Here is a 15626-nt window from a genome sequence, read left to right as displayed (position 1 = left end):
TTTAAGGTTAACAAAGGTTGGAGCAAGGCGTTGCTCCTTTTTTTATATCCATATATGAGGTTAGTCTATACGAGTTAATTCAATAACTGATACATTCCTCCTGCTAATACACGAACTACTCCTTTCATTTCCAATTCAAAAAGAATAGCATTTATCTGATGTACGGGAATATCTGCTTCTACCACCAGAGAATTAATCTGTAAATTCCCCTGTTTCTCCAGGATAGAGACAATCTTTTGTTCTTCTTCGGACAAGTCGGGAAAAAGACTACGTTGCACATTTACTTTCCCGGAAAAAGTTGCCGGTATATTCCATCCCATTGCGTGTACAAGATCTTCAGCCGATAATAGTAAGGAAGCCTTATTATCTCTAATCAACCGATTACACCCCTTTGAATATTCATCATTTATCCGCCCGGGAAAAGCAAAACAATCGCGGTGATAGCTTTCAGCAAGTTCAGCAGTGATTAATGAGCCTCCTTTTTCTGCCGATTCAATGACAACCGTAGCATCACACATACCTGCGACAATACGGTTACGGCTGACAAAATTATGTTTGTCGGGATTCGTGCCGGACAGAAATTCGGTCAACAGTCCTCCTTTTTCGAGCATATCAATGGCCGTTTTTCGATGGGCATAAGGATAAATACGATCCAGACCATGGGCAAGAACACCTACCGTAGGCAGGTCATTGACCAGTGCTTCACGATGTGCATGGATATCAATCCCATAAGCAAGCCCGCTGACTACCAACACATCAGGACAAAGTGTTTTCAGATCGCGTAAGAAAGAGGCGCAAATACGGGTACCATAATCAGTGGCATTACGGGTGCCTACCATATTTATGATATGCAGGGAATTCAAATCGGTATTTCCTTTAAAGAAAAGGACGATAGGAGCATCTTCACATTCCCGCAAACGGGAAGGGTAAGCCTCATCATGGAAAGTCAGGCAGGAGATCCGGTTCTTCCGGATAAATTCATATTCCTGTTCGGCGCGGATCACAGCTTGCGGACAATCCAACGCCTCTATCACCCGTTGACTCACTTCAGGAATACGTTCCGGTATTTCTTTACGCAGACGGAAGACATCAACAGCATTGTTCATTCCGTCTATCAAATGTTTCGCCCCTATGTGCCCGATACCGGGCACCATTGTCAGGGCGATACTATAAATCTGTTCTTCCTCGGAACTGCTCATTTCAGGTAAGGGGCAAAGACGCTATCGAATAATTCGCTGTCACTCAAACGTCCGTTTACCACACATACCGTTTCAACAGTGGATTTCACTACTACTTTATGATCACTCTTACGGAAAATATCCTGATAGAACACATATTTGATACCTTCCTTCTTCATATAGAGTTTAGAGACAAACTCATCTCCGCTTTTCAACGGCGTTTTGAATGCCATATTAATGCGTGCCACTACCGGATCGACTCCCTGTTCGTGAAGTGCAGCAAAGCTGACACCGACCGACGTCAGAAATTCATGACGGGTATGTTCCAGATAATGCTGATAGTTCGCATTATTAACAATTCCTTGAAGGTCGCACTCGTAATCACGCACCTTCATTTCCAATTCATAGATATAGTTCATTTAAATTGAGAATTGAGAATTAAAAGTTGAGAAATAATGGTTAGCCTCTTTTTTGCTCAATATCGAGTCCTTTGAACTTCTTCAGTTCTTCGGTTGATACCAGTTTATACAGTTTGTCACTGGGGCGTATCTTATCCGATTTCATCGAGAAGTGCTGGCCTTTCTTCACAGTCTGCACGGATTCCAAGTCAACACGTGCCTCTTCCAAAGTCATGAATAGAGCACCCGTAGTCGGTCCGGTAATGAGAAGTTTATCGCCTACGCTGACTTCCGCAGCCTCTACCAGAAATTCGGAAACTCCGATGTTAGAGAAGTATTTGATACCTTTACCTACATATATCTTACGTTCCGTAGCTGCCGAACCATAGTTTCTTGTCCATTCGCCTAAACGTTGTCCCAAGTAATAACCATCCCAGAAGCCGCGGTTGAATACAGTTTTCAGACGTTCGTCCCAAGCTGCAATCTTTTCATCGGTAAATGTCCCTTCCAGATAAGCCTTGATAGCCTCTTTGTAACATTCTACCACTGTCCGTACATATTCAGGTCCACGGGCACGGCCTTCAATTTTGAATACACGCACACCGGCATCCAACATCTTATTCATAAAGTGGATGGTCTTCAAATCTTTCGGTGACATGATATATTCGTTATCAATATCCAGTTCCACATCCGTCTCTTTGTCACGGACAGTATAGGAACGGCGGCATACCTGCATACAAGCACCACGGTTGGCAGAATGGTTCATCTCATGTAAAGAGAGGTAACATTTACCCGATACAGCCATACAAAGCGCCCCGTGACAGAACATCTCAATGCGAATCTGTTCACCGCTCGGACCACAAATATGTTCTTCCTGAATCTGACGATAGATTTCGGCTACCTGCTCCAGATTCAACTCACGGGCCAATACTACCACATCTGCAAATTGTGCGTAGAATTTTAAAGCCTCTGCATTGGAGATGTTCAGTTGAGTGGAAAGGTGTACCTCCTGCCCTATCTGACGGGCATAATTCATCACCGCCACGTCAGCAGCAATCACAGCAGAAATACCGGCTTCCTTGGCTGCATCGACAATGGTGTGCATCAATGCAATATCTTTATCATAGATAATCGTGTTGACCGTCAGATAACTTTTCATTCCGTGTTCATCACACGTACGGGCGATTTCCCGCAAATCATCAATCGTAAACGTATTGGCCGAACGGGCACGCATGTTCAGGTTTTCTATACCGAAATAGATAGAATCGGCACCTGCCTGAATAGCCGCAGCAAGAGATTCGCGCGAACCGACAGGAGCCATTATTTCAAAATCTTTCAAACTAAGACTCATAGAATATATACTTATTTGTATCAGTTAAGCAAATGAATGCGTACAAAGGTAGGCTTTTTTCCGTATTTTTGCAGCGAAAACAAGAAGTTACTTCAATCATAAACAGTAAATATCAGATTCATATATGAAGATAGGCCAAATAGATCTGGGTAAATATCCCATCTTACTTGCTCCCATGGAGGATGTGACTGATCCGGCTTTCCGCCTGATGTGCAAGAGGTTCGGAGCAGATATGGTATACACCGAATTTGTGTCGAGCGATGCACTGATTCGTGCTGTCAGCAAGACTGCGCAGAAACTAAGTATCAGTGATGCCGAACGTCCGGTTGCCATCCAAATATACGGAAAAGATACGGAAACGATGGTGGAAGCTGCCAAGATTGTGGAACAGGCACAACCTGATATTCTGGATATCAATTTCGGATGCCCGGTAAAAAGAGTAGCCGGAAAAGGAGCGGGAGCAGGTATGTTACAGAATATCCCCAAGATGCTGGAGATCACCCGTGCGGTAGTAGATGCGGTGAAAATCCCCGTAACGGTCAAAACCCGCCTGGGGTGGGATGCTAACAACAAAGTAATTGTAGAGTTGGCAGAACAGCTACAGGATTGCGGCATCGCTGCACTGACTATACATGGCCGCACCCGTGCACAAATGTACACCGGAGAAGCCGACTGGACGCTGATAGGCGAAGTGAAGAATAATCCACGGATGCATATTCCTATTATCGGTAATGGTGACGTGACGACGCCTCAACGCTGCAAAGAGTGTTTTGACCGTTATGGAGTAGATGCTGTCATGATTGGTCGTGCCAGCTTCGGGCGACCATGGATATTCAAGGAAATAAAACACTATCTGAAGACAGGTGAGGAATTACCACCGCTAAGTTTCGAATGGTGCATGGAAGTGCTTCGTCAGGAAGTGATCGACAGTGTGGATTTGCTCGATGAACGCAGAGGTATTCTCCACGTACGCCGTCATTTGGCCGCTAGCCCACTATTCAAAGGAATACCTAATTTCCGTAACACACGCATCGCCATGCTACGGGCAGAAACAAAGGAAGAACTTTTCCGCATATTTGAAGAAATCACTTCCCAGCGTAAAGAGAATTCGGAATTTTAATCCATTATAAACCATCATCTTCATCCGCAAACTCTGACTCCTGCGGATGGAGATTACCTGTTTCAAAACACAGAAGTATATTCCAATCTTCTACTTAAACATCGGTTGTGCAAACCACTTCTTAAACATCCAGGTCACAACCACATACAATAGGAATGCAGAGAAAAATCCTACAATGGCATCAATCACATAATGCGCCTGAATATATACGGTAGCCCCGCAAAGCAACATATAGAAAGGTATCAGACAAGCAAACAATTTCTTACTGCCACGCCATGCCATAATCATCAAAATAGTAGAAATACCGACGTGCGAACTGGGGAATGCTGCCGTAGGACGTTCGCCTACCTGCTGCGAACCTTCCACTAAGCTATAAAAGAATCCATGCTGATAACCCGGTCCGGGAAGTAATTCCTGATTATGATTGAAATAGTCACCGATAGCAGGAAAAAAACCTTTAGATACATTATCAATCCCGATGGCAGGGAAATAGAATTGAGGCCCTGCAACAGGAACGAATATATAAATCAGATAATAGATAAAGAAAGAAGTGACGAGAACAAAAGACATCTTTTCGAACCACTCAAACTTATAAATGAAATAAAACAACGCCACAATCAGCATCATAGGATAATAAAAGAAATATCCCATATTAAATGCCTCACTGACAATAAGATGCGGAAACGTATGGCAAAACCAGATAGCAGGCTGACCATTGAAAATAAACTCCTCGGCAGTTGCAAATACATGGTCTAAATTCGGAAAGAAACGATTGAACTCGAAAGTATCCGGATACCAGTAAGACAATAGACTCATCTGGATAACAATCCGTACAAATGCTGAAAATTTACAGGGGGCAAGACGATAAAGATACATCAGTAAAAAAGTCATTGCTGCAATCATAGCCCTATCCAGCAACATATGCCATGGATGATCCATCCGCTGAAACAGGAACAGAATCAGTATGGAAGTCAACAGATTATAAATCAGTGTAATCTTTTCCACAGCAAACAACCCTTTCCGGGTTTCTATGCGCTTAAATAAGTCTAAAGCCATCCTTCATTTTTATACCAGGCAATGGTTTCACGCACTCCCTTTTCCAAATCATATTCGGGCACATACCCAAGTTCTTTCATCGCCGGGGATATGTCACATTGCCAGTTGCGTTGTTTCATTATCTTATATTTATCCGAATTCAGAGTACTGCTCCTCCCGGAACGTGTAGCAATGAATTCAGCGAACAAAGATATAACTTTTAGCACAATTAACGGACATTTCAAGTGAAGAACAAACGGATTACCCAATTCTTTTTGTATCAGGTCCGAAAATGCACGGCTTTTATAGATTCTCCCATCTGTCAGGAAATACGCTTTCTGGACTACTTTTTTCTCCATTCCCAGAAATATCGCTTGCACAATGTCTTTCACATAAACAAAAGTCAGATCCTGACGACGGAAACCTACCGAGAAATCAACATGCTTCTGAATGGACTTTGCCATCAGGAAATAGTCTGACTCACGGGGACCATAGACTCCCGTAGGACGATAAATGACATAAGGAAAACCGGGAATACTCTGAATATATAATTCCGCTTTCAATTTACTTAATCCATAAGCCGTATTAGGCATCGGAGTGTCTTCTCCGCTTATCGGAGTGTAATCCTTCTCGCGTACAGGTCCGAATACACTCAACGTACTAATATATATAAACTGCTTCGGAACCATATTCAGTTCCTTCAGTGTATCTATAAAATATTTGGTCTGAAGATAATTCACATAATCAAAGGTCTTTTTATCAGAACACTTTGTCACACCGGCGCAATGGATGATGTAATCAAACTTACTGTAAGTACCTTTATGCCCGGAGAGTTGGGCACGAAGCTCATTAGGATGCGCAAAGTCCAGTTCCAGAAAGTGAATTTTCCGGTTCTTCAAATACTGCTTGCTACTCGTAGGACGAATTCCGGCCCACACACCAAACTTTCGTTTCAACGCTTCCTCCACGATGAAACTCCCTATAAAACCACTTGCGCCTGTAATTAAAACACTCTCCATTATTACTTCCCAGGTTCTACATGAATATTGATTCAAAAAATATGATGCCGCAAAGATACGATAAATATAAAATAAAAGCCATTTTGCTTTTCTCAATTATTATTTGTTTATTTGCAAGGCAAATTATTTACTATTCAACACTTTTAAGGCACGTGGAAGATAAGGCTGATTTTGATTTTCTTTTTAAGGAGTACTACCCTCAACTTTATTATTATGCATTTCATCTGATTAATAATATGGAGGCTAGTAAGGACATCGTAAGCGATGCTTTCGAATTTATCTGGACCAATTATGCCAAAATTGATAAAGCCACAGCCAAATCTTATCTATATGTTTATGTCCGTAACAAAAGCATTGACTTCCTACGCCATCAGAACACTCATGAACAGTACATACAAATCTATTCCGAACTGACTAAAAGTTATGTTGAGACGGAATATCAGGAGCAGGATGAAAGAATGATGCACATCAGTAAAGCCATGGAAAAACTGACTCCACATACAAGACACATTTTAGAAGAATGCTATATCCAACGTAAAAAATACCAAGAAGTGGCAGAAGAACTGAATATTAGTGTCAGTGCAGTAAGAAAGCATATCGTGAAAGCATTGCAGGTGATACGCGAAGAATGTGCAAAAAAAACATAAAGCAGGTGTCTTTATTTTATGATTAAACGTAATATAAACAAGTATGATACAGTCGAACAGCAATGAACAAAGATATCGACCATATAAATAACACAGATGAATCTGTGGAAAAGGCACTCGACATCATGGAGAGCCTTTCTGAAATAAGTGACGAACAGCTGCAAGAGATACTTGAAGATAAAGAAGCTCTGCAAACTTGTCGTGACATTATGGATAGCAGTCTCTTCCTGCGACAAAAAAGCAGAATAGAACTCCCCAATGTAGATATGGAATTAGAGCGATTCAAAAAACGCCAATATTCTGTACGAATGCATTCCAACCTCTGGAAAACGGGAATTGGAATAGCAGCCATGATCGCCATTTTATTCGGAGCTTACTACTTAATCAATAGTCTGACAACTCCTGTCCTCGAACCAATTACCGTATTCACCGCTGATAACACTCCCCAGCATATTACGCTACAAAAAGATAATGGAGAAAAGATCGTATTAGACGAACCGCAATCAACTAATCAAGCCCTGCCCCAGAAAGTCATCTCAAAATCGGAGAAGAAAGAACTGGACTACAGACAGGTCATTTCAACAACTACACAAACACACGTACTTACCGTCCCTCGCGGTGAAAGCTTCAAAGTAGTGCTATGTGACGGCACGGAAGTCTGGCTCAATGCTAATAGTAATTTTGTCTATCCTACAGCTTTTATTGGCAACGAACGTATTGTCACTTTGGAGGGTGAGGCTTATTTTAAAGTAACCAAAGATCCGAAGCGGCCTTTCATCGTAAAAACCAAGACAGTACAGACCCGTGTTCTCGGTACCGAATTTAATATACGCAGCTATACCCCCGAAGATACTCACGTAGTACTCATTAACGGGAAAGTAGAAGTCAGCAATACCAAAGGAGGATCATATACCAGACTCTACCCGGGCGAAGATGCACATCTTCAATCTGACGGCAATTTCGTCCTGGCAGAAGTAGATCTGGACTCTTATGTTTATTGGAAAGACGGCTATTTCTATTTTGATGATGTCACATTGAAAGATATCATGCAGAATCTGGGACGTTGGTACAATGTAAACATAGAATTCAGAAATAAAGAAGCGATGGAGTACAAAATGCACTTTATATCCGATCGCACGAAAGACCTGGAACATACGATCTCATTACTTAATAGAATGAAAAAAGTGACAGTCACCTTGCAAGGCAATACGCTCACTATAGATTAACTTTCTATTGCATAAATATTACAGATTCATACAGATAATAGCAATTTATCACTTTTATTAAAAAATAATTCGCAAAAGGGGTATCCATTTTTTCAACTCATACGCACTAGTATTATAAACATATCCAAATAGTGTTATTAAAAACAAACGTATGAGAAAAAATTGGAACCTATTTATTGTGTGTTTTCTATGCGTATTATGCTTTTTGCCCTACCAAGTAGGAGCCCAGACGCAACCACAAAAGAAAATCACAATTGAATTTAGTAACGAACGCCTGCCGTCCGTACTAAAACGCTTGGAAAAGATATCCGGATACAAAATCCTCTTTACGTACGACGATGTGAAGAAGTTCACCGTTTCCGGTTCTGTAAAAGACAAGAGCCTGGAACAGACACTCGATGTTATCCTTAGTAATAAGCCATTAGAATATCACATTGAAGATCAATTTGTCACTATAACACCTAAAGGTCCCTCCAAACAGGCAAAAGTGTTCAATGTAAAAGGGGTAGTTATTTCAGGCGATGACAACCAACCTCTTATCGGAGCAACGGTTCTTATCAAAGGAAGCAAATCCGGCGTATTAACAGACATGGACGGAAAGTTTTCTATAGAAAACGTATCTAATAAGTCCGTTCTGCAATTCTCCTATATAGGTATGAAACCGCAGGATCTTACTCCGGCCCCAAGCATGAGTGTAACCTTGATGCCAGATGTACAAACGCTGTCTGAAGTAGTAGTAACGGGTATGCAAAAGATGGACAAAAGGTTATTTACCGGAGCTACCAACCAACTGACAGCAGAAAACGTGAAACTGGACGGCCTTCCTGATATCAGCCGTGGATTGGAGGGACGCGCAGCCGGTGTATCAGTACAGAATGTATCGGGAACTTTCGGAACTGCGCCAAAAATCCGTGTCCGTGGAGCAACTTCCATCTATGGCAGTTCAAAGCCATTATGGGTGGTAGATGGAGTAATCATGGAAGATGCTATTGATGTAGGTCCGGATGATTTATCTTCAGGTGATGCAGAAACGCTAATCAGTTCTGCTATTGCCGGTTTAAACTCTGATGATATTGAAAGCTTTCAAATATTAAAGGATGGTTCCGCCACTTCCATCTATGGTGCACGTGCCATGGCGGGAGTTATTGTAGTGACTACCAAAAAGGGAAAAGCAGGAGTCAGCAAGATTAGTTATACCGGTGAATTCACTACCCGCATGATACCCAGTTACAATGAATTCAACATCATGAATTCACAAGAACAAATGGGCATATATAAAGAAATGGAACAAAAAGGTTGGTTGAACAGTGGAGACCTTTTTCGTGCGAAAAATAGTGGTGTATATGGCCGGATGTATAGACTAATAGACCAGTTTGACGAAAGTAACGGACAATTCGGTTTAGCCAACACTCTTGAAACACGTAATGCCTATTTACGTGAAGCCGAGATGCGCAATACGAACTGGTTTGATATATTGTTTGAAAACAATATGACGCAGAACCATTCTGTCAGTATCACATCCGGTTCCGAGAAATCCTCATTCTACGCTTCATTGAGTGCCATGCTTGATCCGGGATGGTATAAACAAAGTGAAGTAAAGCGTTATACAGCAAATCTGAATACAAGTTATAATATATACAAGAATTTATCTATCAGTCTGATTTCCAACGCATCTTACCGCAAGCAGAAAGCACCCGGAACGATGAACTCCTCCCTAGATGTCGCATCAGGAGAGGTCACCCGTGACTTTGACATCAATCCTTACTCGTACGCATTGAACACCTCACGTACATTAGATCCCTCTACTGACTATATAGCCAATTATGCACCGTTCAATATCTTACAAGAACTAAACAATAACTACATCGAACTTAACGTGACCGATGTAAAATTTCAGGGAGAACTAAAATGGAAAGTGATTCCGGAACTGGAAATCAGCGCATTGGGAGCTGTCCGTTATCAAGCCTCTTCCCAAGAACATAATATTCTTGATGACTCCAACCAGGCCATAGCATACCGTAGTGGACTGGATGATGCTACTATCCGTAAAGAAAACGATTGGCTTTACACCAATCCCGACAATCCTTATGCATTGCCAATTTCCGTACTTCCTGAAGGAGGTATTTATCAACGTCAAGACCGCAAAATGCTGGGGCTTGACTTTCGCAGCACCATCTCATGGAATCACTTGTTCGCAGAGAAACATATCACTAATTTCTTTGCCGGCATGGAAATTAATAACTTACAAAGGTCATATTCTTCTTTCCAAGGCTGGGGAATGCAATACTCAATGGGAGAAATTCCATCCTATGTATATCAATTCTTCAAGCAAGGCATCGAAACCGGGAATAAGTATTATTCACTCAGTCATTCGGAAACCCGTAGCGTAGCAGGCTTTGCAAATGCTACTTACTCGTACGATGGCCGTTATACAATTAATGGTACTTTCCGTTATGAAGGAACAAACCGTATGGGACGCAGCCGCTCTTCCCGCTGGCTACCAACCTGGAATGTATCCGGTGCATGGAATGCACACGAAGAAAAGTTCTTTCAAGCGTTAGAGCCTACTTTATCCAACCTGACACTGAAAGCATCCTATTCACTAACTGCCGACCGTGGACCTGCCGATGTCACCAACTCACAGGCAATCATTCGCAGTTTCTCTCCTTATCGTCCTTTCACCGATATTCAAGAGACAGGTCTATATATTGAAGACATCGAGAATAGTGAACTGACTTATGAGAAGAAACATGAACTTAATCTGGGGATTGATATCGGATTCATCAACAACCGGATTAACCTGTCTGCCGACTGGTACACCCGTAACAACTACGATCTGATCGGTCTGATTCCAACTCAGGGAGTAGGAGGAAGTGTATATAAGTTTGCTAACGTAGCTTCTATGCAGTCTCATGGAATCGAATTCACTCTCTCAACCAAGAACATTAAAAAAGAGAATTTCTCCTGGAGTTCTGACTTCATCTTCTCATACGCCAAGAATGAAGTAACTGAATTAAAAGGGCGCACACGTATGATGGAACTTGTATCCGGCAGCGGATTTGCACGTGAAGGCTATCCGGTACGCGCACTCTTTTCCATTCCCTTTGCCGGATTGAACAGTAATGGTATGCCCCAGTTTAATATTAACGGGAACATCACCTCAACAGATATCAACTTCCAGGAACGTGAAAAGCTGGACTATCTAAAGTATGAGGGACCGACAGACCCAACCATTACAGGAAGCTTTGGAAATATATTCACCTATAAAGGTTTTAAACTGAATGTATTCATGACTTATTCTTTCGGGAATGTAGTTCGTCTGAATCCATATTTCAACTATAAATATAGTGATTTGAGCGCTATGCCCCGCGAGTTTAAAAACCGCTGGACAGTTTCCGGTGACGAATCCAAAACCAATATCCCTGTTATATTAAGCAGCCCGCAGTATGAAGCCAACCGAACTTTATACAAGGCTTACAATGCATACAACTACTCTACAGAACGTATTGCTAAAGGAGATTTTATTCGTATGAAAGAGATATCTGTGACTTATGATTTTCCGCAGAAATGGATTTCTCCGATAAAGGTGTCCAATTTATCTCTGAAACTGCAAGCTACAAACCTATTCTTAATCTATGCTGATAAGAAACTGAACGGTCAGGACCCTGAATTTTTCAATACCGGTGGAGTAGCTTCACCTGTTCCTCGTCAGTTCACATTAACAGTGAGACTAGGGCTTTAAGAACAATACAGTTATCTATATAAAAAACAATGATTATGAAACATATTAATATACTGCATACGTTGTTACTGGTTAGCGGATTAGGGCTGGGTACCAGCTCCTGCAATGACTTTCTGGATAAGCTTCCGGACAATCGTACAGAATTAGATACAGAACAGAAGATTACCAAACTTCTCATTTCCGCCTATCCCGAAGTGACAGCCAATGAGTTATTTGAACTCTACAGTGACAACTCCGACGACAATGGACCTAAATACTCCTATTATCAGTTGGCCGAAGAAGATTGCTACAACTGGAAAGATACCCAGGAAGAATATCAGGACACTCCTAACTATTTATGGCAAGGATACTACCAAGCTATTACCGCCGCAAACATGGTACTAAAAGCCATCGAGCAAAAAGGAAATCCCGAATCATTAAACCCACAACGTGGAGAAGCCTTGGTATGCCGGGCTTACAGCCATTTTATGCTAGCCAATATCTTTTGTAACGCATACAATTCGCATGCCGCTGAAGAATTGGGAATCCCCTATATGGAAGAAGTAGAAACGACGGTTAATCCCCAATATAAACGTGGAACTTTAAAAGAAGTATACGAAAAGATAGAGCATGACCTGTTGGCCAGCATACCATTCATTTCAGATGACAACTATTCTGTTCCCAAATACCATTTCACCAAGAAAGCCGTCTATGCTTTTGCCACACGTTTCTATCTCAATTACATGCAGACTGACTTTTCTAATTGCGACAAAGTGATAGATTACGCCACCCGCGTATTAGGCAATGATGCAAGTGGTCAGTTGCGCGACTGGGAATCATGGGGGAAACTTACAGCTAACGACAATGTGCAGCCCGACGCATACATTGCTTCGACCAACAAAGCGAACCTGTTAATCAGCAGTACAACATCCAACTGGGGTATCCTTATCAGCAACTACATGGCCGGCAAACGCTATATGCACAACAAACTAATTGCCAGTAACGAAACATCCCAATCATCCGGTTTATGGGGAAATGCAGATTATTTATATGTAAAGCCTTTCACCACCAGCGGTTACGAATGTAGCTTCATCCGTAAGAGTGGAGTCTATGAGGGAAGTAACTATCTCTATTATATGCCTGTTGTTTTCAACACGGATGAGATTCTTTTATACCGTGCCGAAGCTTATGCCTTGAAGAAAAACTACACCCAGGCTGCTGCCGATATAACCACCTGGCAGAAGGCATATACCAAGAATAAGAATACATTGACTCCGGAAATGATTCATGAATATTATGGAAAAATGCCCTATTACAGTCCATTGACATCATTGACACCGAAGAAAAAAATACATCCGGATTTCACCATTGAAGAGGGAATGCAAGAAAGCATGATTCAATGTATTCTGCACATAAGACGTATTACCAGCCTGCATGAAGGACTCCGCTGGCCGGATATAAAACGTTATGGAATTGTTATCTATCGCCGATTCATCAGTGATGGTTATGGAAGTATTACAGATGAGATGCCAGTCAATGACTTACGACGTGCCATCCAAATTCCTAAAAGTGTAATTCTGGCTGGAATGCAACCCAATCCTAGAACAAACGAATAAAGAAAGAGGAGGAGAAATATGAAAAAACAGATCATATATACTTTATTATGCATGATAAGCTTCAGCCTTGTAGCTTGTAACAATGACGACGATATTGATACCAGTCACAGCATTTTCACCGATACTCCGGCCATAGAAGAGAATGCTTTCGACCTATGGTTACTGAAAAATTACACATATCCATACAACATCGACTTCAAGTATCGGATGCAAGATATCGAAAGCGATCAGAAATATAAGTTAGTACCGGCCGAATACGATAAATCAGTCATGCTATCCAAAATCATCAAGCATGTATGGATGGAAGCCTATACCGAATTGGCAGGCCCCAATTTCGTACGTTCATACGTACCCAAAACGTTTCACCTGATAGGCTCTCCGGCTTACGACAGTAGTGGCACGATGGTTCTTGGTACAGCCGAAGGAGGAAAGAAAATCACCCTTTATAATGTCAATGATCTTGACCCGAACGAAATAGACATAGACATGCTCAATAAATACTATTTTGAGACAATGCACCATGAGTTTGCACATATCCTACATCAGAAGCGAAACTATGATCCCTCATTCGATAGAATCTGTGAAGGGAAATACATAGGAACAGACTGGTATCAGGAAACAGACCGGGATGGTGGGAATACCAAAGCATGGAAAAAAGGCTTTGTTACAGCTTACTCAATGAGTGAAGCTCGTGAAGACTTTGTAGAAAATATAGCGATGTATGTCACACACAGCGAAGCCTACTGGAATAATATGCTGGCCAAAGCGGGAGAAGAGGGTGCAAGTATTATAAATGAAAAGTTCACAATCGTTTATACCTATATGCTTGAAATCTGGGGGATTAACCTTGATGACTTGCGTGATATTGTATTGCGCCGGCAGCAAGAAATCCCGGAACTAAACTTAAGTACCATTGAATAAAAGTTTATGATTATGAAGAAAATACTATATTTCCTGTTAGCTTCGATATGCATAAGCTTGCAGTCATGTCTATATCAAGAAGACAGTTATTTCGATGATTCCTCCGCCAATCGGGCTACATCAGATGTAGAACGATGCAACGAATTATTAAAAAATGCGCCTAACGGTTGGAAGTTAGAATATTATGCCGGAAAGAACTATTCAATGGGAGGAATTACATTACTCTGCAAATTTGATGGTAAAAATGTGAGCATTATATCTGAAATCGGCTCTACAACCACCAAACCGGGAGTTAAAATTACTTCACTTTACAAAGTGGTCTCCGAACAAAGCACCATATTAACATTTGACACTTTCAATGAATTACTGCATTGCTTCTCCACACCAATCTTAAGCCAAAACAGTAACTTCCAAGGTGACTATGAATTTGCAATCATGAGTGCTTCCGAAAATGAGATCGTATTGCAGGGAAAGAAATATCGGAATGAAATGGTTATGACTCCAATGCCGGCAGATATTGATTGGAACACATATATCAACAATCTGAACCAGATAGCCAATGAAGCATTCCTCAACACTTACATATTAAAAGCAGGTGGAGAAAAAGTGGGAGAAGTGGAACGTTTTTCACACGTTTTCAATATTTCCACTCAAACAGAATCTCAAGATGCAGCATTTGCCTACACAACAGATGGTTTCCGCTTTCGCCAACCCATCATTATCGGAGGGAAAGCGTTACAGAATTTCAAATGGAACAAAACCAGAATGACATTTACTTGTACAGATGCAGGAGCCGAACACGTCAGCATGGAGGGAGTCTATCCTGCCGGATACAAAAAATATGAAGATTATACCGGATTCTATTATTTCTATTACAAGACTCTCAAAGTAAATGATGACGGCACTTTCAATTTTGTAGACGCTATGCCTTTCATTGTGCAGTTGAAGCGGAAAGTAGATCAGGAAAGCTATGTAATGACAGGCTCCGATCTGGATGCAGATATTGTGGTGACTTACGAAAAATCAATTGGCAAATTAGTCATAAAGCCGCAACAACCCGGCTCTATCGGACAGTTTTACGGAACATACATCTTGGGGAATAACGAAACTTATGCATTACCTGCTCACATGGATGCTAATTTTGGTTATATCACATCGTATGTAGATACAGATTACGGTCTAGTTGCAGAAGCGTCGGCAGATGGTATTCTATCTTTCGTTGAATATAATACATTCTTCAGTTCAATAGTAGGATCACCGGCTACCTCTCTCGTACTGACTGCTTACAGTTCTAATAAAATCACCGGCAGTACATACCTCGGATATCTAAATTGGATGGATTCCATCCAGTTAATGCCTTATTGAAATTAAGTTTAAGTAAACAGACAGATCAA

The 15626-nt window shown here is 41.4% G+C and carries 12 protein-coding genes; 7 read left to right on the top strand and 5 right to left on the bottom strand.

Annotated features, from left to right (window positions below; translation table 11 throughout):
* Positions 1-74: 74 nt before the first annotated feature.
* The 3 genes from dprA to I2I13_RS03325 are packed head-to-tail and all read right to left on the bottom strand — an operon-like array spanning position 75 to position 2927.
* Positions 75-1199, bottom strand: a complete 1125-nt coding sequence (dprA, locus tag I2I13_RS03335) for a DNA-processing protein DprA (RefSeq protein ID WP_195648766.1) — start codon at positions 1197-1199, stop codon at positions 75-77.
* The gene (locus I2I13_RS03330; RefSeq protein ID WP_148366876.1) at positions 1196-1597 is read right to left on the bottom strand and encodes a thioesterase family protein; all 402 of its coding nucleotides are present in this window, start codon (positions 1595-1597) and stop codon (positions 1196-1198) included. Before I2I13_RS03330 ends, dprA begins: the two co-directional genes overlap by 4 nt.
* A 40-nt stretch (positions 1598-1637) precedes the next feature.
* A complete protein-coding gene (locus tag I2I13_RS03325; protein ID WP_148366877.1) occupies positions 1638-2927 on the bottom strand; it encodes a peptidase U32 family protein in 1290 nt (429 codons plus the stop codon).
* A 124-nt stretch (positions 2928-3051) separates the two neighbouring features.
* Here I2I13_RS03325 and dusB point away from each other — a divergent pair, with 124 nt between their 5' ends.
* On the top strand, positions 3052-4047 hold the full coding sequence (gene dusB, locus I2I13_RS03320; protein WP_195648765.1) for a tRNA dihydrouridine synthase DusB: 996 nt from the start codon (positions 3052-3054) through the stop codon (positions 4045-4047).
* Positions 4048-4137: 90 nt separating this feature from the next.
* Here the strand turns inward: dusB and I2I13_RS03315 are convergent, their stop codons facing one another.
* Together I2I13_RS03315 and I2I13_RS03310 are read right to left on the bottom strand one after the other, a co-directional pair.
* On the bottom strand, positions 4138-5103 hold the full coding sequence (locus I2I13_RS03315) for a phosphatase PAP2 family protein (protein ID WP_195648764.1): 966 nt from the start codon (positions 5101-5103) through the stop codon (positions 4138-4140).
* Positions 5094-6101, bottom strand: coding sequence for an NAD(P)-dependent oxidoreductase (locus I2I13_RS03310; protein ID WP_148366880.1), 1008 nt, complete (start codon positions 6099-6101; stop codon positions 5094-5096). The genes I2I13_RS03315 and I2I13_RS03310 overlap by 10 nt, the downstream gene beginning before the upstream one ends.
* Positions 6102-6145: 44 nt before the next feature.
* Here I2I13_RS03310 and I2I13_RS03305 point away from each other — a divergent pair, with 44 nt between their 5' ends.
* From I2I13_RS03305 to I2I13_RS03280, 6 genes are all read left to right on the top strand, one after another.
* The gene (locus I2I13_RS03305; RefSeq protein ID WP_009001201.1) at positions 6146-6748 is read left to right on the top strand and encodes an RNA polymerase sigma-70 factor; all 603 of its coding nucleotides are present in this window, start codon (positions 6146-6148) and stop codon (positions 6746-6748) included.
* Between the two features lie 62 nt (positions 6749-6810).
* Entirely contained in the window at positions 6811-7974 is a 1164-nt protein-coding gene (locus I2I13_RS03300) for a FecR family protein (RefSeq protein ID WP_009001202.1), read from the top strand.
* Positions 7975-8125: 151 nt separating this feature from the next.
* Complete coding sequence (locus tag I2I13_RS03295) at positions 8126-11716, top strand: SusC/RagA family TonB-linked outer membrane protein (RefSeq protein WP_195648763.1); 3591 nt, start codon at positions 8126-8128, stop codon at positions 11714-11716.
* Between the two features lie 35 nt (positions 11717-11751).
* Complete coding sequence (locus tag I2I13_RS03290) at positions 11752-13311, top strand: RagB/SusD family nutrient uptake outer membrane protein (RefSeq protein WP_195648762.1); 1560 nt, start codon at positions 11752-11754, stop codon at positions 13309-13311.
* Between the two features lie 18 nt (positions 13312-13329).
* Entirely contained in the window at positions 13330-14232 is a 903-nt protein-coding gene (locus I2I13_RS03285; protein ID WP_195648761.1) for a putative zinc-binding metallopeptidase, read from the top strand.
* 12 nt (positions 14233-14244) lie between these two features.
* Positions 14245-15597, top strand: coding sequence for a DUF4302 domain-containing protein (locus I2I13_RS03280; protein ID WP_195648760.1), 1353 nt, complete (start codon positions 14245-14247; stop codon positions 15595-15597).
* Positions 15598-15626: the final 29 nt, after the last annotated feature.

This window comes from Bacteroides sp. D55t1_190419_B8 (genome assembly GCF_015558905.1).
Taxonomy (GTDB): domain Bacteria; phylum Bacteroidota; class Bacteroidia; order Bacteroidales; family Bacteroidaceae; genus Bacteroides; species Bacteroides vicugnae.
Note: the sequence above shows the minus strand (reverse complement) of the source record. Positions and strands in the feature narration are given on the sequence as shown.

What these genes read in the sequence shown, in the direction of transcription:
- dprA (WP_195648766.1), bottom strand. Translation starts at nt 1,199, where the DNA reads ATGAGCAGTTCCGAGGAAGAACAGATTTATAGTATCGCCCTGACAATG.
- I2I13_RS03330 (WP_148366876.1), bottom strand. Translation starts at nt 1,597, where the DNA reads ATGAACTATATCTATGAATTGGAAATGAAGGTGCGTGATTACGAGTGC.
- I2I13_RS03325 (WP_148366877.1), bottom strand. Translation starts at nt 2,927, where the DNA reads ATGAGTCTTAGTTTGAAAGATTTTGAAATAATGGCTCCTGTCGGTTCG.
- dusB (WP_195648765.1), top strand. Translation starts at nt 3,052, where the DNA reads ATGAAGATAGGCCAAATAGATCTGGGTAAATATCCCATCTTACTTGCT.
- I2I13_RS03315 (WP_195648764.1), bottom strand. Translation starts at nt 5,103, where the DNA reads ATGGCTTTAGACTTATTTAAGCGCATAGAAACCCGGAAAGGGTTGTTT.
- I2I13_RS03310 (WP_148366880.1), bottom strand. Translation starts at nt 6,101, where the DNA reads ATGGAGAGTGTTTTAATTACAGGCGCAAGTGGTTTTATAGGGAGTTTC.
- I2I13_RS03305 (WP_009001201.1), top strand. Translation starts at nt 6,146, where the DNA reads ATGCCGCAAAGATACGATAAATATAAAATAAAAGCCATTTTGCTTTTC.
- I2I13_RS03300 (WP_009001202.1), top strand. Translation starts at nt 6,811, where the DNA reads ATGAACAAAGATATCGACCATATAAATAACACAGATGAATCTGTGGAA.
- I2I13_RS03295 (WP_195648763.1), top strand. Translation starts at nt 8,126, where the DNA reads ATGAGAAAAAATTGGAACCTATTTATTGTGTGTTTTCTATGCGTATTA.
- I2I13_RS03290 (WP_195648762.1), top strand. Translation starts at nt 11,752, where the DNA reads ATGAAACATATTAATATACTGCATACGTTGTTACTGGTTAGCGGATTA.
- I2I13_RS03285 (WP_195648761.1), top strand. Translation starts at nt 13,330, where the DNA reads ATGAAAAAACAGATCATATATACTTTATTATGCATGATAAGCTTCAGC.
- I2I13_RS03280 (WP_195648760.1), top strand. Translation starts at nt 14,245, where the DNA reads ATGAAGAAAATACTATATTTCCTGTTAGCTTCGATATGCATAAGCTTG.